The following is a 21,815-nucleotide window of genomic DNA, read 5'->3' as shown; positions in this document are numbered from 1 at the left end:
TCTGAATATTGACACAAATTTAGCGGGCTGTCATCATTCCGAACGGCTTCAGAGGGCGCAAAAGTGCAGGACACCCCATTCAGTTTAGCAGACTGCCTGGTGCAGGATGGTCGACCCGATCGCGAAGAGGGCCGGCACGTGAATATGCCAATCGAGCTTGGCTCAACAATGGTGTTTGACACCTTTGAAGCGTTCGATGCCGCCCGCGACGCCCGATACGAGAGCGGTACGCTCTATTATGGGCGTTACGGCAACGCGGCAACACACAAGCTGGAGTTGATGCTGGCAAAGCTGGAAGGTGCGGAGGCGATCACTCTGACCTCTTCGGGCGTGGCGGCTATCACAACCGCACTGATGGCCCTGACCCGGCCCGGCAGCCATGTTCTGGTCGCCGACAACGTATATGGCAATACACGGGCCTTTTGTGACGGGTTGCTGACACAACAGGGGGTAATGGTCGAATACTTCGATCCTCTGATTGGCAGCAAGATCGGCGATCTGATTCGTTCGGAAACTGCGGCAATCATGTTTGAAAGCCCCGGCTCGGGAACGTTCGAGATGCCCGACATCCGGGGCATCGCGGCTGCTGCAAAATCGGCAAAGGTGCCGACCATCCTCGATAACACATGGGGGACGCCTGTTTTCAGCCAGCCCCTGTCTTGGGGTGTCGATATTGTGGTGTATTCCGGCAGCAAATACATCTCGGGCCATTCCGATTGCATGCTGGGGATCACGGCAAGCAACGCAGCATATGCGAAGGTTATTCGAAAAACGGTAATGCAGATCGGTGACAAAACCGGGGGCCAGGAGATCCTGCTGGCTCTGCGTGGGCTCAGAACCCTGAAGCTGCGAATAGAGTATTTCGACAAGGCCGGGCGCGAGATGGCGCTTTGGTTTGCTGCGCAGCCGCAGGTCAAAACAGTTCTGCACCCCGCGCTGCCCTCCTGCCCGGGTCACGAGAACTGGGCGCGTGACTTTACCGGGGCGGCGGGTCTGTTCGGCGTCATCTTCCACACAACCAGCGAAACCGCCGTACACGCCTTTGTTGATGCACTGCACCATTTCGGAATTGGCGTCAGCTGGGGAGGATATGAAAGCCTTGCCTTGCCCGTGACGCCCGTGCGCACGGCAACAGACTGGTCGGAAACCGGCCAGCTTGTCCGCTTCAATATCGGTCTTGAGGACCTTGAGAGCCTGAAATCGGACCTCGCCCGGGCGCTTCCTTTGCTTGACGAATAAGGAACCAGAATGCTCAACAAAATTGACCATTTCGCCATCGGTGCGGACACACTTGAACAAGGCGTCGCAGCGATGAAGCAGGCCCTGGGCGTTGACGTGCCTCAAGGCTCAAAACACGGCGCTATGGGTACGCATAACTGTGTCATGCAAGCCGGGAACGAGAGCTTTTTCGAACTGATCGCAATCGACCCTACGGCCCCTGATCCGGGCCGAGTCCGGTGGTTTACTCTGGACGATCCTGCCACACAGGCCCGCCTGAGCGACCGCCCGCGTGCCTTGTGCTGGGTTGTGAATACCGATGATCTGGACGGCGTTATTGCAGCAAGCCCTGTCGATCTGGGCGAGGTCGTCAATTTCCAGCGCGGCGATCGTACCTGGCGTCTGACCGTTCCCGAAGACGGGCATCTGCCGGAAAACGGGTTGCTTCCGGCGTTCATTGAATGGTCTCCGGGTCCGCACCCGTCCACGGGTCAGCAGAATCTGGGTGTCACTTTGGCCAAAGTTCAGATTCAGACACCGGATACCGACCGCATGAAGGACCTGTTTGCGAAGCTGCAGATCTCGCATCTGGCCGACATATCCGAGGGTCCGGTCGCGCTGTCATTTGTTCTGGAAAGCCCGAGCGGGACTGTAACGCTGGATTAAACCAGGTGGGCCGCATGCCGGTCCCTTCGGTCGCCCTGAGCCCAAAGCCGGATGGCCGGGCGTCCAAATCGATCACTTATGTCAAGCGCGACACCGCCTCTGCTGGCGGCGCGGTTGCTTGCGCAGGGCCCCCAGAGAAGGTGGGGGGCCTACCGCTCTGCAACTTTCATGCGCCGTTTGAGGTATTCACCATACTGGCCAAGCCCGAACAGGAAGACCCAGTAGATCGCCGCGACAAAGGCCAGAACCTCGATGTAATAAGGTGCCCATTCGCCCGTGCCGAAGGCCGCATTAGCCGAGGCGAGGATATCGAAGAACCCGATGATGATGACGATGGCGGTTTCCTTGAAGGTCACAACCACGTTGTTGACCGTCGCTGGTAGCGCGTGGCGGAACACTTGCGGCAGCACGATGCGCCCAAGGATTTGCCAATAGGTCAGCCCCAGCGCCTTGCCCGCTTCGAACTGGCCCTTGGGGATGGCCTGAAACCCGCCGCGCAGAACCTCGGCCTGATAGCAGGCAAAGAACAGACCGAAGGCGATGATCACCCGCCATATCTTGTCCCCTTCCAGCCAGCTGGGCAGCAGAATCGGAATCACAACAGCAGCCGTGAACAGGGTTGTCAGCAGCGGCAAAGACCGGATCAGGTCGATCACCAGCGAGGCGAAGCCACGCACCACCGGCATTTCCGAGCGGCGCATCAATGCCAGACCCAGCCCCATCGGCATCCCGATCAGCACCACGCTGGAAAACAAAAACAGCGTCAGCGCCAGCCCGCCCCACTGGTCGGTCGTGACCTGCGGCAGACCCAGCAGGCTGCCTTCCATCAGAAGGTAGTAGATGGCGAAACCGGCGATCCAGATGGTCGACAGACGTTTAGCAGTCCATGTCCACGGAAAACAGGAAATCACTACGGTGCCTATGATCGACAGGCATGCCAGCGTGGATCGCCAGTGTTCTTCATAAGGGTAAAGGCCGAACAGGATCAGACGGTGTCGTGCGTCGATAACGGACCAGCAGGCTCCGCCATGGCCACATTGCTCTACGTCATCAGCACTCCACACCGCGTTGAGGATGCCCCAGTTCAACGCCTGCCAGACCAACCATGCGAGACCGGCAAAGACGACAACGGTGATAGCCGAGTCCATTGGCGTGGCAAAAGACCGGCGGCGGAATTGCTGCCAGTCGAATTTCCCGGAGAGGACCGCGTCAGCCATATCAATGCGCCTTCAGTTTGAGGCTTTCGTTCAGCCAGTTGACGAATTGAGCAATCGAGAAGTTGACCAGTAGAAACGCGCCCATAAGGATGGCGATCAGCTCCAGCGTCTGCCCGGATTGCGTGATCGAGGTTGAGACGATGTAGAACAGGTCCGAAAACCCGATGGCGACGCCGATGGTTGTGGCTTTCATGATGAAAATCCACTGGTTGCCAAGCGGCGGAATGATCGTTCGCAGTGCCATTGGCATCTTGATCCGCGCCCAGATCGCGCGCCGGGTCAGCCCAAGCGCCTCGCCAGCCTCGATCAGCCCCTTGGGCACTTCGGCAAGGCCACCGCGCACAACCTCAGCGATATAGGCCGAGCCGTACAGCGTGATGGCAATGATCATGACCAGCAGTTCAGGAGAAATGGTCAAACCACCGACAAAGCGCAGCCCTTTGAGTTCGGGCCACGAGATCGCGCCCTCGCCCGCGGGAACCGACAGGCCGGTTGCGATCAGGACCATGAAGAACCCCAGACCGATCAGGGCAAGCGCAATCCTGAAAACGCTGATTTTCATCCGCACCATGAAAAACGCCGCAGCGATCAGGGCCAGCACCATGATAAGCGCTACCGTCAGTGATACGTTCAGCAACGGGATCATCAGCCCGCGATTGGAAAGAAAGATCGCCTCACCCAGTGACATCGCCTGTCTGGGTCCTGGCAGGTGGATCACGATGGCGTACCAGAAGATGCCCTGAAGGATCAGCGGAATGTTCCGAAACGTCTGGATATAGACGGTGGCTGCGGTTTTCAGAGCCGGGTTGCGCGCGTCACGGAACGTCCCGATGAGAAAGCCGAAAACAGTGGACAGCACGATGGTCAGGAAGCCCAGAAAAACGGTGTTCATGAACCCGATTGTCAGGGTCCGGGCATAGCTGTCGTTGATATCCCGGTCGATCAGCGAGAAAGAGTAGGACCAGCCGGTAGACCGTTCGAGGAACCCAAAGCCGCTGGCAAGACCCAAAGCACTCAGGTTGACCCTGGCACTTTGGATGGCACCAATAATGATCAACGCGGAAAAAACGATCAGCGCGCTTTGGATGATCAATTTGCGCCTGTTGGCGCGCGCCTTCAATTCGGATGCGTCCATGGCTTTTAATCTTCTGATTTTCGGGGAGAATGCGGAGCCGCATTAACACACGGCCCCGCGTCCAGGTTAGCTCTTAGTCAAGCTGCGGAGCGTACAGAACACCGCCGTGGCTCCAGAGGTTGTTCAAACCGCGTTCCAGTTTGTACGGGCTATTGTCGCCCAGATTGCGGTGGTAAATCTCACCGTAGTTGCCCATGGCCGCGATCATCTCTTTCGCCCATGTGTCGCGCAGACCCAGACGTTCGCCCATGCCGGGTTCGGCACCCAGCAGACGTGCGATTTTCGGGTTGGGCGGGTTGGCTGCCATGTCTTCCACATTCTCGGACGTGATACCCTCTTCTTCGGCAATCAGCAGCGCGGCCAGCATCCAGTTGGTGAAGTCGACAAAGCCCTCATCCCCCTGACGCATTGCAGCCGAGATCGGTTCGTTCGACAGTTGGTCGTTCAGGATGACATGCGCTTCCGGGTTTTCCATTTCAGTGGCTCGCAGAACGGCCAGGAACGGGCCCCATGCCACAAAGCTGTCACACCGGTTGGCCAGATAGGCGGCACGCAGTTCGGATGCCTTTTCATAGCTGACCATGGTGTGTTCGACGGCAATGCTCTGCAGATAGTTCGCGGCAATCCGTTCAATAGTCGTACCTGCCTCGACGCAGATGGTGCCGCCTTCCAGATCTTTCGCTTCGGTGATGCCCAGATCGCCATGCGCCATGAACTGTGCGCCTCCGAAGAAGTAGGGGATCGAGAACTGCAGACCCAGTTCGGTGTCGCGGCCCATGGTCCAGCCGGTCGCCTTGATGATTACATCGACATCGCCCGATTGCAGCGCCGGGAACCGCTGCGCCCAGCTTAGAGGAACAATCTGGGCTTTGCTTGGATCGCCAAGCAGCGCGGTGGTCATCGCGCGGCAGAGGTCGATATCCAGACCCTTCCACTCGTTTTTGTCGTTCACTTCGACAAAACCGAAATACGACCCGTTATGGCCCGAGCACAACATGGTGCCACGCTCCTGGATTGCCTTGATCGTCGGGCTTTCCGCCAGCGCCAGGTCGGGAAGCGCCATCCCTGCCACCACAGCCAAACCTGCCGCCAAACCTTTGATTTGCATTTTTCCAACTCCACTGTTGTTCTGTATATCAGCACATTTGTATTGATATAGAGAATGTATAACTTGACTCAACGAGTCAATAGTTTCGAACCTGAGACTCATGTTTTGTCGGAACGGGTCGGGCGAAGTCGCTCAGACTTTGAGCAATTGACAGGGGCGTTGAGGTGCCGGCTTTCTTGTCCCCGGTTTCCCGAGCCGAGGGTCGGTAAGAGAATTTCGTGTTTCGAATGCCCGCTTAGTGTGTAGGAGATACCGATTTACTTGAGGCGAACGAGAAAACAGATTTGAGCCGCATCCTTGATGCGGCTTGCCGCTAAGTCGCTGCCTGTGGGTTCAGATTGAAGGGACAGCCAGTTCCGGCATTTGCTCGGCCAAGACTCTGCCCGTTTCACCAATCCGCGGAACTGGCTTCTTAACCCATCAGTCCGGTGTGTTTTCTTCCGCCACCTAAGACTTTGCGGTAGAACCCGACCAGCGCAAGACGCGGGTCAACTTCGGCAAGCCAAGATACAAGCGGTGAAATCACATCGAGATCATGTTTGGCCGGCTGAAGGATTGGAGGCATTTGGCGACATGTTTCGACAGATGCCCAAAGGTTTTCTTCTCGGCAATCGCTCTCGCGGCAACCGTCAACTACTGTTTGCGAAGCCTGACCCTAGCATTCAAGCTGGACCAACAAGGTTGGGCGGATCACACCCGCAGCTACTTATCCGCGCAGCAAGAACGCGCGCGTGAGATCAAGTCCCTGATTGGTGGAAGCTCCAATATACTTGATCGGACGGCATATCCGCTGATGACACGTCCAGGCCTTTTGGAGAAATGCAGTTTGATCAGGCCGTTTCTCGAAAGCTCCTGGTCAAGCGCATCAACGGCGAAGACGACATGGTCGCTGGCGCGGGCAACGGCCATCATCGCCGTGAGCGACATGATCCGGAGCGAGAATTGCCGTGAGGGAACAGCCATGCGCCGCGCCCAGTTTTGAACGTTCCCTTCAAGTTGATCGTCACTGGAAAAACCGATCCAGGGATAGTCGGCCAACAGCTCAGCTTGGGGTGTGCCCGCCGAAAGCAAAGGATGCCCCTGCCGTACAAAGACTTGCAGCTCCATTTCAAGTAGGGGTTCGCAGTGAACGCCTGGTCCGTCGAAATCCTCGGACAAAACGCCGAAGTAAATGTCAAAGTGACCGTCGATCATCCGCGGCACCAGATAGTCCCCTGACCCTGTAGCAATATCCAGACGGATTTGTGGATGATCGGCGCAGAAGCCCGGTAGAATCTCGGGCAGCAGCTTCACGTTCCAGACTGGCCCTGAACCGATGCGCAGCTCGACATCCGCCAGCGAGGCCGTGTTCTGGATTTCGGAGTTCGCAAAATCAACTTCGCGGGTCAGCCATCGGGTGCGTTTACGCAGTGCATCAGCAGTTGGCATTGGGCGCAGGCCCTGCGGCGTTCGGTCGAACAGTTGCACGCCGAAATCCGCCTCGAGCTGCGCAATGCTCTTGGACACGGCTGATTGAGTGATGCCAATCGCTTCGGCGGCAGCAGTGGTGCTGGCTGTGTCGTAGACGGCAGCAAAGACGCGCAGCTTGCGCGGCAGGAGGTCAGGTGTATTCCTCATATTCATCCCCTGCTGAATTTTATGAATTTGATTCTAGCTGCGAGACAGGGGACAAAACAAGATGGGAAGACCAACAACGTCAGGACCAACCCAGTGAATTCGGTGGAATTCAGAAGTATCGAGAAACGTTATGGCGCGGTCGAAGTGATCTCGGACCTGTCGCTGGCAATCCGCGATGGTGAATTCATCGTGCTAGTAGGCCCGTCAGGCTGCGGGAAGTCCACGTTGCTGCGGATGATTGCCGGACTCGAAGAAATCTCGGGCGGTGACATCTTGATCGGCGGTGCGGTGGTTAACGATATCCCGGCGAGGGACCGGGATGTGGCGATGGTGTTTCAGAACTATGCTCTCTACCCGCATATGAGTGTGGCCGAGAATATGGGCTTTGCCCTGAAGATGCGCGACACCGACGCGGCCGAGATTGCGCGGCGCGTGGATGAGGCCGCAGAAATTCTGGGGCTGCAAGATCTGCTCGCGCGAAAACCCCGCGCATTGTCTGGCGGTCAGCGGCAACGCGTGGCGATGGGGCGCGCGATTGTGCGTGATCCCAAAGTCTTTCTGTTCGATGAGCCGCTGTCGAACCTCGATGCCAAACTGCGCGCCAGGATGCGGGTGGAGATCGAGCAATTGCACCGCCGCCTTGGTGCGACCTCGGTCTTTGTCACCCATGATCAGGTTGAAGCGATGACGATGGCGGACCGGATCGTGTTGATGAATGACGGCATAATCCAGCAGGTCGGCAAACCGACCGACCTGTATGACCGACCCGAGAACTTGTTTGTAGCCGAATTCATCGGTGCGCCTCAGATGAACCTTGTGCCAGGCCTGTTGGTGCAAACGCCTGAAGGTCTGATGCTGCAACCTGAACATGGCGGTCAGGTTGCGCTTGGCCCGTTGGACGCGCCGACCCGGGACCCCGTGATTTGCGGATTCCGCCCCGAGCATCTGGATATTGCGCCCGGCGGCGACGGATCTGAGACCGTCGTGGCGACCGAGTCGCTGGGGCATCAGACGATCATTCATTGTGATGGGGCTTTGGGGCGGGTGGCCGCCTTGATCGACCGCGCGCAAGACGCGGCGCTGACACTGGATACACCCGTCACCATTACGCCCCGACCGGGGCAATTCCATCTGTTCAGCGCCAAGACAGGACAGCGCCTGAACGGCTGACAGCGGAGGAGATGACAATGCTGAAGACACTAAGAAACACGGCTGCCGCCGCGCTTCTGACCGGGCTGCCCGCAGGGGCATGGGCCGAGGCCGACATCCAGATGATTATCAACCAGTCACCTTGGTACCCCGGCTTTGAAGCCACGGTCGAAGCTTATGAAGAAGCCTCCGGCAATACGGTAAATATCGAAGCGGTGCCGTTCCCGGTGCTGCTGGAAAAATCCCGCAACTCGGTTCGTGCGGATGACGGTATCTATGATCTGCTGACCATCAACGCGCTCGGCATCATCGAAATGTACGAGGGTGGGTTCCTTGAGGCGGTGTCGGATATCGACCCCGATTACAAGCTGCGTGACGATATCTCGGATTTCGGTGGCTCGGTCTATTGGGACGAGGCCAACAAATCCATTGGCAGCGGCAAGCTGATGGCCCTGCCCATGGCTGGGGTGATCCAACTGCTCTATTACCGCGCCGACCTCTATGAGGAAGCCGGGCTGGAGGTTCCGACCACTTGGGCAGACCTAATGGCCAATGCCAAGGCGCTGCACAATCCGCCCGAGCGCGTTGGATTCACCGTGCGTGGTTCGCGTCAGAATGTGGGCTGGAACGCGATGCCCTATATCTACAGCCACGGCGGCACGATTTTTGCCGATGAAGCCGGTGGCGATTACTCGGTCACCTTCAACAGCCCCGAGGCGCTGGCCGCGTTGGAAACCTTTCTGAGTTTTGCGCATGACGTGGGCCCCGACGATCCGGGTGCGACCGGTCAGGCCGAGATGATACAGTTCATGGCCACCGGACGTTCCGCCCATACGATCATGGTCAACGCGGCCTGGGCAGGGTTGGAGGACCCGGCCAAATCCATCGTTGCGGGCAAGGTCGGCGTGGCCGAGATTCCATCAATCGAAGGTGGCGATAACTATAGTTCCACCGGCCATTTCATTGGCGGCATTCCCAAGAATATTCCCGATGACAAGAAACAGGCCGCGCTTGCGTTCATGAAGTGGCTCAACACGCCCGAAGGGCAGCGCGCCATGATCGAGAACGGCTCGGTTCCGGTCTCCATCGGGTTGGGGGCCGCAGATTTCGATGACCCCGAGAAGTACCGGTTCCTGGACGCCACTGCGCAGAACGCGGGTAACGCGCTGTTCTATGCCGCAGTGCCCGAACGGAACGAGATCAACTCGATCATCGACCTGCATCTGAACCTTGCAGTGATCGGCGACATGACGGCAGCCGAGGCGCTGAACAAGGCCGCAGCGGAAATCCACGCGGTGATGGAGCGGGAAGGCTACGCCACAGGCAAGCTACCGGACCTGCAGTAAGCTGCGCGGCCCCGGCGCGCACGTGCCGGGGTCATGCCCTTGAAGGACGGATCAAATGATCGGCGACCGAAGCTGGAAACTGCTGTCTCTGGGCCCGTTGGCAACCTTGCTGGTGGTGTTTACCATGCTGCCGATCCTGCAGATCGTCTGGATGGTGTTTCATCAGCTTGAATGGGTCGATGGCGAGGCCGTGACCACCTTTGTTGGCCTCGACAATATTCGCCGGTTTCAGGCCGATCTGTTCTATTGGCCCGGCCTGTGGAACACGCTGTATTTCGCCTTTTTCGCTGTGGTGATCCAGTTTGCCATCGGCTTGTCGCTGGCGCTTGCGGTGTCGGGGATGAAGGGCTGGGTGCGGGTCGCGGCGATCTTTGTGATGCTGCTGCCGGTTGTGACGCCGCCCATCGTAATCGGCGCGGTCTGGAACCTGATCTATAATGCCGATTTCGGGGCGATCAACCTGGCGCTGACCACGCTGGGGCTGCCGAAACAGAACTGGCTGGCCAGCCAATCGGCGGCGCTCTGGGCGGTGATCATCGTCGACATTTGGCATTGGACACCTTTTGTGTTCCTGCTGATGCTGACCGGGCGCGAGGGCTTGCCCGAAGAGGTCTACGAGGCCGCCGAACTGGACGCCCGCAGCCGCTGGCAGGTGCTGCGCTATATCACGCTGCCGCTGATGATGCCGGTGATCATTTCAACTCTGATCCTGCGCATGATCCTGTCGTTCAAAGTGTTTGACGAGATTTACCTGCTGACTTCCGGCGGGCCCGGGACCTCGACCGAGGTGGTCAGCCTGTCGATCCAGCGCGCCTATTTCACGCAGGACGATATCGGGCTGGGCTCGGTCATGTCGCTGTGCACGCTGGTCGTCGTTGCATCGCTGGCGCTGGTAACGCTGTGGCTGCAGCGTCGTTTCGTGCAAAAGACCGAGGGTTGAGCCATGCCGCAATCGCACCGATCCTCTGGCCTGCCCGCACTCGCCCTTGTGGTGATCTACGGAATTCTGGTGCTGATCCCGTTTGTCTGGATCGTCACCATTGCGTTCAAAACGCAGATCTCGATCCTGTTGGGGCAGGTTTTCTTTACCCCGGTTTGGACCAATTTCGATGAATTGCTGTTTGGAAAATCCTCGCAATACTTGTCGAGCCTGAAGAACTCGATCATCGTGTCGGTGATCTCGACCGCCCTTGTGCTGGCGATCTCGACCATGGCGGTGTTCACACTGTTCCGTCTGAAGGTCGGGCGCTGGGTGCGGTTTGCCCTGTTCACCTGGGCGATGATCTTTCACATCCTGCCGCCCATCACCTTTATTGGCATCTGGTTCGTGCAGCTTCTGTCCGTGGGCCTGCTGGACACGCTGACCGGGCTGATCCTGGCTGAAACCGTGCTGCACCTGCCGCTGGCGCTGTGGCTGATGTTCAGCTTCATCCACGAAGTACCCGAGGAACTGCTGGAATCCGGTCGTCTGGACGGGTGTCGCGATGCGGACCTGTTCCGCCAGATCGTGCTGCCGCTGTTGCGCCCGGCGATGATTGCGGCCGGGGTGCTGGTGTTCATCTTCATCTGGAACGATTTCATCGTCGCCGTGAACCTTACCTCAAGCGCAACGCAAACCATCCCCGTCACCATCTCAAGCTATGCGCAGGAATATGACATCCGGTTTGGCGAAATGGCGGCGGGTTCAGTCCTTTCGGTCATTCCGGCGCTGGTCTTTGTTCTGGTCGGTCAGAAATACATCATCCGCGGCCTGCTGTCTGGCAGTCTGAAATAACAGTGAGGGTCCTATGAAAGTTCTCTTTGTCCTGTTCGACAGTCTGAACCGCAATGCGCTGGGGGCCTATGGCGGCACCCGCATGGCCACGCCTAATTTCGACCGCTTCGCGGCAAAATCGGTGCGGTTTGACAATCACTATGTCGGCTCGATGCCCTGCATGCCCGCACGCCGCGACCTGCACACGGGGCGGCTGAACTTTATGCATCGCAGTTGGGGACCGCTAGAGCCTTTTGACAATTCGATGATCCGCGAGCTGAAATCCTCGGGCATCTGGACCCATATGATCACCGATCACGCCCATTACTGGATGGAGGGCGGGGCTACGTATCACACGCAATACTCTAGCTTCGATTTCATCCGGGGGCAGGAAAAAGACCGCTGGAAAGCCATGGTCCAGCCGCCTCTGGACCGCTGGCGCGAGATGTATCACCCGCAGCAGATTCAGGGGATGGACGAAAAATACGTCCCCTACATGATCAGCCGCGCCCATCAGCCGACCGAGGCCGATATGCCGCTGGCCAAATGCATGGCCTCGGCCTTCGAGTTTCTGGACACCAACGCCGACAAGGATGGCTGGTTCTGCCATCTGGAATGTTTCGACCCGCACGAACCCTTCTGGTCGCCCGAGCGGTTTCAGGGGCGGCGTGACAGCGGATACGAAGGCCCGATCCTCGACTGGCCGCGCTATGACAAGGTCAGCGAAAGCGCCGAAGAAATCGAAGAGCTGCGCAACAATTACGCCGGTCTGGTCGAGATGTGCGACGAGTATTTCGGGCGGCTGCTGGATCACATGGACCGGCACGACATGTGGAAGGATACGGTGGTGATCCTGACCACCGATCACGGGTTCCTGCTTGGGGAACACGAGTGGTGGGCCAAGAACATCACCCCTTATTACAACGAAATCGCCCATATCCCATTGATGATCTATCACCCCGACTACGCCGATCAGGGCGGCACTTCGCGTCAGGCGCTGACGCAGACCATGGACCTGATGCCAACCATCCTGTCACTGTTTGGGACCCCTGAGCCCGAGGGGGTTGAGGGCAAGGACCTGACACCCTTGTTGGCCGCAGACGGACCGGGGCACGAAGCTGTAGCCTATGGAATTTTCGGCGGGTCCGTTAACATCACCGACGGGCGATATACGTATTTCCGTTATCCCAATGACATCGCCGATCAGGAGATCTATGAATACACGCTGATGCCCACGCATCTGGAAGAGGCATTCTCGGTCGACAATCTGTCGCAGATGGATTTGTCCGCGCCAATGGATTTCGCGCAGGGGCTGCGGGTGATGAAAATCCCGGCCCGCAAGGCCGAAGACGGCGATATCGACGTGCCTTGCATGGGCACGCCGCGCGAAACGACAACGGTCCTCTATGACCTGCACGCCGACCCTGGCCAATACACCCCCATCGACGCGCCGGAGGTGGTGCAGAGGCTGGAAAACCACATGCGGCTCATCATGAGGAGAAATCAGGTACCAAAGGAGGCATTCAAACGGGTCGGGTTGCTGTCCAATGACCTTTGAACGTTCTGTTGCAAAGTTCAAATCAACAACGTTGTCAGATTTGGGAAGTAACTCAGCAAGACCAGAATGGCTGTCACGGCGATCAGAAACGGCCAGAGCGATCTCAGGATCGAACCTGGTGTGGTTCCGCTCATGGACGATGCGATGTAAAGGCCGATGCCCACCGGTGGGGTCAGAAGGCCCAGCACCAGGTTCAGGCACGCGACGACGCCGAATTGATAGGGGCTGATGTCATATGAACCGGTGGCAATTGGCAGCAGGATCGGTGTGATCAGGATGATCGCCGCGATCCCGTCGATGACCATTCCGACAAGCAAAAGTGCCAGATTAACGATCAGCAGGAACATGAACGGGTCAGCGGTGATCGACGTGATCAGGCCGGCGAGCTTTTGCGGCAGTTCCTCATAGATGATGACCCAGCCAAAAACGCTTGCGGCCGCGATCATGAAGAGAATCATCGAAGCATTTGCTGCCGTACGGACGAACATCTGGCCCAGTTTGCGCGGGTCGAGATCGCGATAGAACAGCCAGCCCACGAGAAAGGCGATGAGAGAGGCAATCGCGGCTGATTCCGTAGGAGTTGCGATGCCAAGCAGAATGCCACCGATGATCGCAACAGGCACCAGCATTGCTGGTAGAGCAGCCAGCAGCGCGCGACATGCGTCATCAAGGGACAACCACTCGCCTTTTGGAAATTGCTGGGACCAGCCGATCATTGTGATGACCAGGGCAAATGCCAGTGCCAGCAGCAGGCCCGGAATGATACCCGCGATGAACATTTCGCCGATGGGCACCTGAGCCAGAACGCCGAAAATCACGAACATCATCGATGGCGGGATGACCGGGGCGAGCAGCCCTCCGGCGGCGGTGGTCGCGGCGGCAAAGCCTTCGTCATAGCCTTCCGCCTTCATCTCGGGGACCGTAGCCCGCGACATCACCGCGATCTGCGCGGTGGCGGACCCGATGATGGCCGCCATGAACATATTCGCCAGCAAATTGATGTAAGCCAGACCGCCTCGGAACCCGCCTGCGAAGATGCGCGCCAAGGCGACCAGACGCCGGGTCATGCCGCCTTCGTTCATCAACTCGCCGGTGAGCATGAACAGCGGGATGGCCAGAAGCCCGTAATTCTCGAGCCCTCCGAACATCTTTTGCGCGAAGCTATCGAACAGAACGGTGTTGCCGCTTTCCCAGATGTACCAGATAGCCGTGATACCAAGAACGATCGCAACCGGAACAGACAGCAGCAGGGCGATGAGAAAGACGATTGCACTCATGCCGAATTCTCTGACGTGCGTGACAGCAGATGTGCGGTCGAATGGAGCGTTGAACCAACGGCAAAAAGCCACATGACCAGCCAGAACAGGTACTTTGGCAGACCCAGTGTCAGGGTGGGTTCTGCATAGATGAAGTTGAAGGTGTTGCCTTGAAATGTCGTCGTGTCGAACCCGGCTTGCGCAAGATCAAGTGGTAGAAACCAGCGCCAGCAAAACCACAGGATTGCGACCGAAAAGGCAAACACGATGAGATCCACAAACTTGCGGATCATGCGGCGCGCCGCAGGGGATGCGGCCTCTGAGATCAGCGTGATTGAGACGGCATCCCTGTGATGCAGAGCGGCAGATGCACCAAGGAAGGTCATCCACACCATCGCGTAGATCGCAAGCTCATCGACCCAGAACAACGCGTGCCCAATGTTCCGTGTGGCAACATTCAGCGAGATCAACACGGTGACGCAAGCGGCCAGGACGGCTGCGCCCACCAGCTCGATCCGTGCCCATGCAGCGGAAACCTTGTATAACATCTACACCCTCCCCATGAAGAAGGGCGCGGACGTGCCCGCGCCCCTCTCAATTCTGGTGCCACACTACTCGGTTTCTGCAGCTGTTGCCCGCAAAGCCTCGAGCGACGAAGTCTTTTCCGACCAGATGGCGTTCCATTCATCGATGGTGTCGCCAAAGAAAGACGCGTCGACCTGAGTGAAGGTCTTGCCGGTTCCGGCGATCTGTTCCAGCCATCCAGCTTCTTTGGCAACATAGCTTTCGATCGTGCTGTCGACATGCTTTGCCATAAGGTCACTGATCATCGCCCGATCTTCTTCCGAAAGCCCTGCCCAAACCTTGGCCGACACGATCCCGACCATGGGGAACATCATGTGATCCGACTGCACGATCGTATCGGCGTGGTCGTAGTATTTCAGCACCCAGATCAGCTCGGCATCCATGTCAATCGCATCGACCTGACCGTTGGCCAGCGCGTCGTAAACGGCAGGCAGGGGCATCGGCGTGGGCGCGGCTCCGACGCATTGTAAAAGTCGAGGATTGGTGTGAACGGGGTGATCCGCAGCTTCAGACCGGCAAGGTCATCGGCCGACGAAATTTCGCCCCGGCTTACAATCTGGCGCAAACCGGCCATACCATAGCCAACACCGACCACACCGACCTGTCCGGGAAGCGGCTCCAACATGGCTTTCGCAGTATCGGAACGCAGAATGCGCCCTGCATGAGCAATGTCATTGGCCAGGTAGGGCGCGTAAAAGGCACCAAGCTCGGGCGCGCGGTTCGAGACTTCGGCAACGGTCATAAACGCCATGTCCAGCGCGCCGGTCTGAAGCTGTTGCAGCATCTCGGCCTCATTGCCCAATTGCCGGGCTGGAAATACCGAGACGCTGTGCGCACCGCCCGAGGCTTCTGCCAACTCGGCCCCGAAGGCTTCGGCAGCTTTTGTCCAGATATGCGGTGGCGGAGTGATCAGCCCCAAACGGAACTCGTCGGCTTGCGCGGCAAGGCTTGAAGCCGCGACAAGAGCGGCTGAGGCGATGAATTTCGTGAAGTGTTTCATGACGTCTCCCTGTTCGTTTTGTGTCGCGTCAGTCGCGCGCGGCTTCGATGATTTTCTCGGCCAGCAGGCCGGGATTGGTAAAGCAGGCCTCATGTCCGCCCGGCATTTGCACCAAGCGGCACAAGCCAAGACGACCCGGGAAACGCGGCACCCAAGCAAAATCACCCGGAGGCATCGCGATATCTTCGGTGCAGTTGATGTAGGACTTTGGAATTTGCAGGTCGTAGAAGGACTTCAGCTCCAACTTGTCCGTCAGTGTACGGATCGGATGCGGCGTGGTCATCTCATAGGTTTTCTGAGCCAGATCCAGATCGGCGTCATTCATGAACGCCTCGCGCCAGACCGGGAATGGCAGCTTGACCGCCCCTTCGCCATAGGCACCCGAGGCGGCGATGCCGTCCATCATCTCTTTGTATGGCGGGGGGCTGACGTCTTCGACACTCTCCCCGTCCATCAGAACAAAGGCGTTCCAATAGACCAGACGCCGGATGCGGTCGGGCATCGCCTCGGCGACCTTCGAGATGATCGAGCCGCCATAGGAATGCCCCAAGAGGACAAAATCCGAGAGGTCATTTTCGTTGATGTAGTCGACCGCTGATTGCACCGCCTCGGCATGGCCGATGGTGCGATCCACCTCGACACCCGGGGGCGCATTGCCTGCCAGCGTCGGGGTGTGAACGTCGTGGCCCGCGTCACGCAGTGGTTTCGCGACCTCTTCCCAAAGGCTGCCATCGTGCCAAGCGCCGTGGACAAGAACAATTTTCATGATCGTGCTCCTTTGTCTAAAGCTGCACCCAACCCTCGGGCGGCTCTTTTCCCGGATGGATCGCGCCGCAATTCGGGCAGGTGCGATCTTCTTCCGAGGCGTAGAATTTCTCGTAAACCGGCGGCAGGTCTTTCACGATGGACTGAAGTTGAAATTCCGCGCGATAGACCTTGTGATTGCATTCAAAGCAGTACCATTCGATGGCGTCATGTTGGCCTTCTTGCCGCTTCGGCTCGATCACCAGCCCGACGGAACCCTCTTGCGGTCTTTGCGGTGAGTGCCGCACATGCGGTGGCAGCAGAAATATTTCGCCTTCGCGGATCGGGACGTCGTAAAACTCTTCGCCGTCATAGAGCTTGAGCAGCATGTCGCCCTCAAGCTGGTAGAAGAATTCTTCAACCGGATCATCATGATAGTCGGTGCGCTTGTTGGGACCACCCACAACCGTGACCATCAGGTCCGAGTCTTCAAAGATCATCTTGTTGCCGACCGGGGGCTTCAGCAGATGCCGGTGCTCGTCGATCCAGGCCTTGAAGTTGAACGCCGCTAATCTGGACATAGGTCGTCTCCCCTTTTCAAAAAGTGTCTGCGACACGTGCCTTTGCCGCAAAGCAATTGTCGGCATGTAGATATCCGATTTGGCTATATCAGACCTTGAGCCCGCATTCGTTGAACCCATGGCGGATGATCTCTTTCTCTGCCTCGGTCAGCTCTAGCATCGGCGCGCGGACGCGGCCCCCGGTCTGGCCCAAAAGCTCTTGCCAATACTTGCCGAACGCCGTCGGCTTGCCTGCTGGCTTGGTCCGTTTCATCGCATCGCGGACCGGGTTCAGGCTGTCGAATACGCGCCGCGCTTCATCGGCTTTGCCTTCAAAGGCCAGCCGCGTGTATTCGTTCATCCGCTGATCAGCCTTGGTCTGCAATTGATAGGGCGGCGACGAGCAAAGATAGAGCTTCCAGTCCAGCTCCAGAATATTGTCGAGCCACTCATGCTCGGCCGAGGTCGAGACGTGGATCTTGTCGCCGACCATATGCGTCAGGCGCACATACATCTCACGCGGGACAGAATATTTGATCGCGACGATATTGGGCAATTCCGCGATGCGGGCGCATTCCTCGGGCTGCATCAGATAGCCGCTATCGGGATGGCTCCACATCGCGATGCCGATGTCCAGTTCGTCGCAGAAACGCTTGTAGTAGTGATAGAGGACGTCTCCGCGATCCTGACAGAAGCTAAGCATGGGCGCATGAACCACCACATAATCTGCGCCACAATCTTGGGCGTGGCGGCCAAGCTCCAGCGCGGTATTCATGTTCTGGTCCGAGATCGACATGATCGTGCCTGCCGTGCCTTTGCATTCATCGGCAGCGATGCTCATGTTGCGCTTGCGCTCTTGCAGGCTCATCGACCAGAACTCGCCCTGTTTGCCCGCCACGAACAGGCCCTGAATGCCCAGATCATCGACCCAATGCCGGATGTTGGCGCGCAAACCTTCTTCGTCCAGCGACAGGTCATCCTTAAATGGATTCAGCGCAGCCGCCCAAATGCCGCGCATGTTCTCACGCGCATAGGCCTTTGCGTCGTGTTTGGTATATTTCATACGGACCGCTCCTTACGATTTGATGCCAGAAAACCTGAATACATCTGCGCAGTCCAAACCGAAGGGGGTATATGGGTATCGAAAAAACGGATATCAGACGCTTTGTAATTCCTCAGAACCTTATGATGGCCTAGTGTCGTCCCATGAAAGTTGGATTGATCGGCAAAGGCGCAATCGCGCGATATGTAGCAGATGCTCTTGCCTCGAACGGGCATCAGCTGGGCGCTGTCCTGCTGCGACCGGAGAAAGTGGCGGACGGTGCGGTGCTTGAGGTCGGATCGGTCGAGGCGCTTCCGCGCGACCTTGATCTGATGATTGACTGCGCGGGGCACGAGGCTCTGGCGGCACACGGCCCACAAATCCTGGCGCGGGGTCTCAGCATGATCACCGTTTCAATTGGTGCGTTGGCCAATCCGGAAACCGAGGCCGCCTTGCGCGACGCGGCCAAGGCCGGTGGGTCGCAGTTGCATCTGGCCAGCGGTGCCATCGGGGCGCTGGATTGTTTGGCCGCTGCGCGCGTGGGCAAGTTGACATCTGTAACCTATACGGGCCGGAAACCCCCGCAGGGATGGAAAGGGTCCCCGGCCGAGGGCAAGCTGGATTTGGACGGGCTGACCAAAGGCGCATATCTACATTTCGAAGGCAGCGCCCGTGTCGCTGCGCTGAAATATCCCAAGAACGCCAATGTCGCAGCGGCCGTCGCGCTTGCGGGCCTTGGATTCGATGACACAAAGGTTCGGCTGATTGCGGATGCAGAGGTCTCGCAGAACATTCACGAGGTCACCGCCGAGGGCGACTTCGGCCAGTTCCAGTTCCGAATAAGCGGCAATTCCCTGCCTGAAAATCCCCGCTCTTCTGCGTTGACCGCGATGAGCGTACTGAGCAAACTTGACCAGATCTCCGCGGGTATTTCACTATGATCGACCGCCACGCCCGGATCGTTGACCGTGCACTGACCCGGCTGAAGCTGCGGCAGTTGCGTCTGTTGGTGGCCGTTGGCACGCATGGCAACATCCAGAATGCGGCGCGGTCGTTGAGCATGTCGCAACCCGCCGCGACCAAGATGATCCAGGATTTGGAACTGGACTTTGAGGTCAAGCTGTTCGACCGCACCAACCGGGGCGTCGTGCCAACAATCTTCGGTGAAACACTGATCCGTCACGGGAAGCTGATTTTTGCGCAGATTTCGAATGCCGCGCAGGAACTGGACGACCTGAGCGAAGGCAATGCCGGTCGGGTTGTCGTCGGCACATTGCTTGCGGCGTCAACCAGCCTGTTGCCCAAAGCCATCGAAATCCTTCTGGAAAAGCGTCCGAATGTGGCGATCAAGATCAGTGAAGGCACAAACGAGGTTCTGATGCCCGGCCTTCTGTCCGGTGAAATTGACATGGTTGTTGGACGCCTGCCTTCGCAAAGGCATCGCGATAAGCTGCGGCAGGAGAAATTGCTCGAAGATCGTATTCTTGCCGTGGTTGGTCCGGATCATCCTTTGGCGCAGATAAGCGACGTAAGCTTTGCCCAGACGAAACCGTTCGGATGGATTTTACCGCCCCTGGAAACGACATTGAGGCGTCAAGTCGATCAATTCTTTGTCCGGCAGCAGCAATACGTACCAAAAGTCGCCATTGAAAGCGTCTCGTACCTCACCAACCGGGCGCTTTTGCAATCGCGTCATCTGATTGGTCTAATGCCCGCTGCTGTTGTCTCGCATGACGTTGCAAGCAAACATCTTGTTGAGCTTGACTGGCAGGTGCCGTTTGGTCACGGCCCCATTGGTGTTTCACTTCGCGTCGGGGATGATCTATCCCCCGCGGGGCGTGCGTTCAAATCGGCGCTGCATGCGGCAGCCCAATCGCTGTCCGAGTAGCAACCAAAGCCTGATATTCCGCAATCCGATATCAGTATTCATCCAATTTCCTTGAGGCGAGCGCAGGTGACGGGTGATCTGGAGGCAATGTAATTGGAGGCGCGTACAGATGTATCCTGATCTGAATTTGTTCATTGGCGGGGAATGGCGGAAGGCGGAATCGGATATGCCAGTGATCAACCCGGCCACTGAGCAAGAGATCGGGCGCCTGCCCTGCGCCGGTCCGACCGATCTGGACGCCGCGCTGGAAGCTGCCGACAAAGGGTTCGAGATTTGGCGCAAAACCTCTCCGCGCGAACGGGCCGACACGATCCTGCGCGCCGCCGCCCTTATGCGGGAACGTCAGGACGAGATCGCGACCGCGATCACATTGGAACATGGCAAGCCGCTGCCCCAAGCCCGGCTGGAAGTCATTCGGGGCGCGGAGTTTTTTGAATGGGACGCAGGCGAGGCCATGCGCACCTATGGCCGGATCATTCCGTCGGCACGGGGACACAAATTTGCAGTGCATCACCAACCTGTCGGTGTGGTTGCAGCGTTCTCGCCGTGGAACTTCCCCATGAGCCAGCCTGCACGCAAGATCGCGGGGGCGCTGGCCTCGGGCTGCTCGATAATCCTGAAGGCGGCAGAAGAAACCCCCGCCGGCGCAATCCACATCGTCAAAGCCTTCGAAGATGCAGGGCTGCCAGCGGGGGTATTGAACCTTGTCTTCGGAAACCCCGCCGACATCTCGGGCTACTTGATCCCGCAAAAACCCGTGCGCCTCGTCGCCTTCACAGGGTCCACGACCGTTGGTCGACATCTGACGACGATGGCCGCGCAAAACGATACGCGCGTGCTGATGGAATTGGGTGGACATGCGCCGGTCATCGTCTGCGAGGACACCGATGTGCAGTCCGCCGCCGTATCGAGCGCCATTCGCAAGATGCGCAATGCGGGCCAAGTCTGCACGTCACCGACCCGGTTCTTTGCCCACCAAAGCATCTTTGATGACTATGCCGCCGGTTTTATCGAGCGCGCCAAGGCAACTGTCGTCGGAAACGGTATGGAAGCGGGCGTCGAAATGGGACCAACCGCAAACGAACGCCGCGTGCCCGTGCTGACGTCGTTGGTCGAAGATGCCGTTGCCAAAGGCGCAACACTGGCCACCGGCGGCGCGCGGCATGGGGACAACGGGTATTTCTTCCAGCCCACGGTTCTGCTGAACGTACCGCAAACGGCGCGGATCATGCAGGAAGAGCCGTTTGGCCCGGTCGCTGTGATAAACCCGGTCTCTTCGCTGGATGAGGCGATCGCACAAGCAAATTCGGTGCCATACGGCCTCGCGGGCTATGCGTTTACCAATCGCGCCGATTACATTGACCGCCTGATCGACGAAGTTGAGGTTGGAAACCTTTCCATAAACACGCTCGAGGCGTCTATGCCCGAAACGCCGTTCGGCGGCGTCAAGTCCAGTGGTTATGGGCGTGAAGGTGGCACTGAAGGCCTCGACAATTACATGGACGTCAAAAACGTCTGGCACTCGGCGGCCATCGTTTAGGTGCAACGGTGTAAAGCAGGCGACATGGCACCCTTCATTCCCAAAAAGTACGAGCCGCTTGCCTTTGGTTTCATCTTGTCCGGGATGATGTCCTGCATGGTTGCCGGACTGGCGACCTATTCGAACATTGGATTCGTTGTCGATTTCCTCAGCAAGTGGTTTGCAGCGTGGCTGGCAGCTTGGGTGTTCTCATTTCCAATCGTATTGATCGTCGCGCCCCTTGTGCGCAGGATTTTGAGGCTTGTGGTCAAAGAAAAATAAGCGATGCACTGAACGGCGAGAACGGATCACAATTCTTGATCCCCTGACTCACACAGCGACAGATTGGGTGGAACCCCCTAATATTCCCCGTTTTTCGCAAGAAGCGCCCATATTCGTTACAGACCTCGCGCGCCTCTTCGAAGGCGCGAGCGTTTTTCTTCAAGGCAATGGA

The 21,815-nt window shown here is 58.0% G+C and carries 20 protein-coding genes and 2 pseudogenes; 12 read left to right on the top strand and 10 right to left on the bottom strand.

The window, feature by feature from the left end; all coding sequences use genetic code 11:
• Positions 1-63 precede the first annotated feature (63 nt).
• Both metC and ACR0JN_RS16230 read left to right on the top strand, forming a co-directional pair.
• The gene (gene metC, locus ACR0JN_RS16235; protein WP_480887136.1) at positions 64-1,239 is read left to right on the top strand and encodes a cystathionine beta-lyase; all 1,176 of its coding nucleotides are present in this window, start codon (positions 64-66) and stop codon (positions 1,237-1,239) included.
• 9 nt (positions 1,240-1,248) lie between these two features.
• Positions 1,249-1,884, top strand: coding sequence for a VOC family protein (locus tag ACR0JN_RS16230; RefSeq protein WP_480887134.1), 636 nt, complete (start codon positions 1,249-1,251; stop codon positions 1,882-1,884).
• A 149-nt stretch (positions 1,885-2,033) separates the two neighbouring features.
• Here the strand turns inward: ACR0JN_RS16230 and ACR0JN_RS16225 are convergent, their stop codons facing one another.
• The 3 genes from ACR0JN_RS16225 to ACR0JN_RS16215 form a co-directional block, all read right to left on the bottom strand.
• Complete coding sequence (locus ACR0JN_RS16225) at positions 2,034-3,101, bottom strand: amino acid ABC transporter permease (RefSeq protein WP_480887131.1); 1,068 nt, start codon at positions 3,099-3,101, stop codon at positions 2,034-2,036.
• 1 nt (position 3,102) lies between these two features.
• Positions 3,103-4,236 carry an ABC transporter permease subunit gene (locus ACR0JN_RS16220; RefSeq protein ID WP_480887129.1) on the bottom strand — a complete coding sequence of 378 codons (1,134 nt, stop codon included), beginning with the start codon at positions 4,234-4,236 and terminating at the stop codon, positions 3,103-3,105.
• Between the two features lie 73 nt (positions 4,237-4,309).
• Complete coding sequence (locus ACR0JN_RS16215) at positions 4,310-5,344, bottom strand: transporter substrate-binding domain-containing protein (protein WP_480887127.1); 1,035 nt, start codon at positions 5,342-5,344, stop codon at positions 4,310-4,312.
• 475 nt (positions 5,345-5,819) lie between these two features.
• Here ACR0JN_RS16215 and ACR0JN_RS16210 point away from each other — a divergent pair.
• Positions 5,820-5,987, top strand: a pseudogene (locus tag ACR0JN_RS16210) (IS5/IS1182 family transposase); the annotation flags it as partial.
• Between the two features lie 59 nt (positions 5,988-6,046).
• On the opposite strand, the gene ACR0JN_RS16205 reads toward ACR0JN_RS16210, so the two are convergent.
• Positions 6,047-6,961, bottom strand: coding sequence for a LysR family transcriptional regulator (locus ACR0JN_RS16205; RefSeq protein WP_480887124.1), 915 nt, complete (start codon positions 6,959-6,961; stop codon positions 6,047-6,049).
• A 93-nt stretch (positions 6,962-7,054) separates the two neighbouring features.
• Here ACR0JN_RS16205 and ACR0JN_RS16200 point away from each other — a divergent pair, with 93 nt between their 5' ends.
• Genes ACR0JN_RS16200 through ACR0JN_RS16180 form a run of 5 tightly spaced genes read left to right on the top strand, consistent with a single transcriptional unit; the run spans position 7,055 to position 12,767 of the window.
• Positions 7,055-8,131: an ABC transporter ATP-binding protein gene (locus tag ACR0JN_RS16200; RefSeq protein WP_480887122.1), complete on the top strand. Its 1,077-nt coding sequence runs from the start codon at positions 7,055-7,057 to the stop codon at positions 8,129-8,131.
• A gap of 17 nt (positions 8,132-8,148) precedes the next feature.
• Positions 8,149-9,456 carry an ABC transporter substrate-binding protein gene (locus ACR0JN_RS16195; RefSeq protein WP_480816359.1) on the top strand — a complete coding sequence of 436 codons (1,308 nt, stop codon included), beginning with the start codon at positions 8,149-8,151 and terminating at the stop codon, positions 9,454-9,456.
• A gap of 55 nt (positions 9,457-9,511) precedes the next feature.
• Positions 9,512-10,396: a carbohydrate ABC transporter permease gene (locus tag ACR0JN_RS16190; RefSeq protein WP_480887120.1), complete on the top strand. Its 885-nt coding sequence runs from the start codon at positions 9,512-9,514 to the stop codon at positions 10,394-10,396.
• 3 nt (positions 10,397-10,399) lie between these two features.
• Positions 10,400-11,230, top strand: coding sequence for a carbohydrate ABC transporter permease (locus ACR0JN_RS16185; protein WP_480887117.1), 831 nt, complete (start codon positions 10,400-10,402; stop codon positions 11,228-11,230).
• Positions 11,231-11,243: 13 nt separating this feature from the next.
• A complete protein-coding gene (locus ACR0JN_RS16180; RefSeq protein ID WP_480887114.1) occupies positions 11,244-12,767 on the top strand; it encodes a sulfatase in 1,524 nt (507 codons plus the stop codon).
• Between the two features lie 17 nt (positions 12,768-12,784).
• On the opposite strand, the gene ACR0JN_RS16175 is transcribed toward ACR0JN_RS16180, so the two are convergent.
• The 6 genes and pseudogenes from ACR0JN_RS16175 to ACR0JN_RS16150 all read right to left on the bottom strand — a co-directional run bounded on the left by ACR0JN_RS16175 (position 12,785) and on the right by ACR0JN_RS16150 (position 17,975).
• Positions 12,785-14,044 carry a TRAP transporter large permease gene (locus ACR0JN_RS16175; RefSeq protein ID WP_480816355.1) on the bottom strand — a complete coding sequence of 420 codons (1,260 nt, stop codon included), beginning with the start codon at positions 14,042-14,044 and terminating at the stop codon, positions 12,785-12,787.
• Entirely contained in the window at positions 14,041-14,571 is a 531-nt protein-coding gene (locus ACR0JN_RS16170; RefSeq protein WP_480816354.1) for a TRAP transporter small permease, read from the bottom strand. The genes ACR0JN_RS16175 and ACR0JN_RS16170 overlap by 4 nt, the downstream gene beginning before the upstream one ends.
• Before the next feature lie 63 nt (positions 14,572-14,634).
• Positions 14,635-15,608, bottom strand: a pseudogene (locus tag ACR0JN_RS16165) (TRAP transporter substrate-binding protein).
• A gap of 28 nt (positions 15,609-15,636) precedes the next feature.
• A complete protein-coding gene (locus ACR0JN_RS16160; protein ID WP_480887112.1) occupies positions 15,637-16,374 on the bottom strand; it encodes an alpha/beta fold hydrolase in 738 nt (245 codons plus the stop codon).
• Positions 16,375-16,390: 16 nt separating this feature from the next.
• Positions 16,391-16,933, bottom strand: coding sequence for a 3-hydroxyanthranilate 3,4-dioxygenase (locus tag ACR0JN_RS16155; RefSeq protein ID WP_480887110.1), 543 nt, complete (start codon positions 16,931-16,933; stop codon positions 16,391-16,393).
• Between the two features lie 88 nt (positions 16,934-17,021).
• Positions 17,022-17,975 (bottom strand): dihydrodipicolinate synthase family protein, encoded by a 954-nt coding sequence (locus ACR0JN_RS16150; RefSeq protein ID WP_480887108.1) that lies wholly within the window; start codon positions 17,973-17,975, stop codon positions 17,022-17,024.
• 143 nt (positions 17,976-18,118) lie between these two features.
• On the opposite strand from ACR0JN_RS16150, the gene ACR0JN_RS16145 reads away from it, so the two are divergent.
• The 4 genes from ACR0JN_RS16145 (at position 18,119) to ACR0JN_RS16130 (ending at position 21,643) form a co-directional block, all read left to right on the top strand.
• A complete protein-coding gene (locus ACR0JN_RS16145; protein WP_480887106.1) occupies positions 18,119-18,895 on the top strand; it encodes an aspartate dehydrogenase in 777 nt (258 codons plus the stop codon).
• Complete coding sequence (locus ACR0JN_RS16140; RefSeq protein WP_480887104.1) at positions 18,892-19,842, top strand: LysR substrate-binding domain-containing protein; 951 nt, start codon at positions 18,892-18,894, stop codon at positions 19,840-19,842. Before ACR0JN_RS16145 ends, ACR0JN_RS16140 begins: the two co-directional genes overlap by 4 nt.
• A gap of 109 nt (positions 19,843-19,951) precedes the next feature.
• Positions 19,952-21,382, top strand: coding sequence for an NAD-dependent succinate-semialdehyde dehydrogenase (locus tag ACR0JN_RS16135; RefSeq protein WP_480887102.1), 1,431 nt, complete (start codon positions 19,952-19,954; stop codon positions 21,380-21,382).
• A 24-nt stretch (positions 21,383-21,406) separates the two neighbouring features.
• Positions 21,407-21,643: a DUF2798 domain-containing protein gene (locus tag ACR0JN_RS16130; protein ID WP_480887100.1), complete on the top strand. Its 237-nt coding sequence runs from the start codon at positions 21,407-21,409 to the stop codon at positions 21,641-21,643.
• The last annotated feature ends 172 nt before the right edge of the window (positions 21,644-21,815 follow it).

The organism is Ruegeria sp. G12, from assembly GCF_056533565.1.
Note: the sequence above shows the minus strand (reverse complement) of the source record. Positions and strands in the feature narration are given on the sequence as shown.

Bases quoted from the DNA above. Each gene is read 5' to 3' on its own strand.
- ACR0JN_RS16230 (WP_480887134.1), top strand. From the start codon at position 1,249: ATGCTCAACAAAATTGACCATTTCGCCATCGGTGCGGACACACTTGAA.
- ACR0JN_RS16225 (WP_480887131.1), bottom strand. From the start codon at position 3,101: ATGGCTGACGCGGTCCTCTCCGGGAAATTCGACTGGCAGCAATTCCGC.
- ACR0JN_RS16220 (WP_480887129.1), bottom strand. From the start codon at position 4,236: ATGGACGCATCCGAATTGAAGGCGCGCGCCAACAGGCGCAAATTGATC.
- ACR0JN_RS16215 (WP_480887127.1), bottom strand. From the start codon at position 5,344: ATGCAAATCAAAGGTTTGGCGGCAGGTTTGGCTGTGGTGGCAGGGATG.
- ACR0JN_RS16205 (WP_480887124.1), bottom strand. From the start codon at position 6,961: ATGAGGAATACACCTGACCTCCTGCCGCGCAAGCTGCGCGTCTTTGCT.
- ACR0JN_RS16195 (WP_480816359.1), top strand. From the start codon at position 8,149: ATGCTGAAGACACTAAGAAACACGGCTGCCGCCGCGCTTCTGACCGGG.
- ACR0JN_RS16190 (WP_480887120.1), top strand. From the start codon at position 9,512: ATGATCGGCGACCGAAGCTGGAAACTGCTGTCTCTGGGCCCGTTGGCA.
- ACR0JN_RS16185 (WP_480887117.1), top strand. From the start codon at position 10,400: ATGCCGCAATCGCACCGATCCTCTGGCCTGCCCGCACTCGCCCTTGTG.
- ACR0JN_RS16180 (WP_480887114.1), top strand. From the start codon at position 11,244: ATGAAAGTTCTCTTTGTCCTGTTCGACAGTCTGAACCGCAATGCGCTG.
- ACR0JN_RS16175 (WP_480816355.1), bottom strand. From the start codon at position 14,044: ATGAGTGCAATCGTCTTTCTCATCGCCCTGCTGCTGTCTGTTCCGGTT.
- ACR0JN_RS16170 (WP_480816354.1), bottom strand. From the start codon at position 14,571: ATGTTATACAAGGTTTCCGCTGCATGGGCACGGATCGAGCTGGTGGGC.
- ACR0JN_RS16160 (WP_480887112.1), bottom strand. From the start codon at position 16,374: ATGAAAATTGTTCTTGTCCACGGCGCTTGGCACGATGGCAGCCTTTGG.
- ACR0JN_RS16155 (WP_480887110.1), bottom strand. From the start codon at position 16,933: ATGTCCAGATTAGCGGCGTTCAACTTCAAGGCCTGGATCGACGAGCAC.
- ACR0JN_RS16150 (WP_480887108.1), bottom strand. From the start codon at position 17,975: ATGAAATATACCAAACACGACGCAAAGGCCTATGCGCGTGAGAACATG.
- ACR0JN_RS16145 (WP_480887106.1), top strand. From the start codon at position 18,119: ATGAAAGTTGGATTGATCGGCAAAGGCGCAATCGCGCGATATGTAGCA.
- ACR0JN_RS16140 (WP_480887104.1), top strand. From the start codon at position 18,892: ATGATCGACCGCCACGCCCGGATCGTTGACCGTGCACTGACCCGGCTG.
- ACR0JN_RS16135 (WP_480887102.1), top strand. From the start codon at position 19,952: ATGTATCCTGATCTGAATTTGTTCATTGGCGGGGAATGGCGGAAGGCG.
- ACR0JN_RS16130 (WP_480887100.1), top strand. From the start codon at position 21,407: ATGGCACCCTTCATTCCCAAAAAGTACGAGCCGCTTGCCTTTGGTTTC.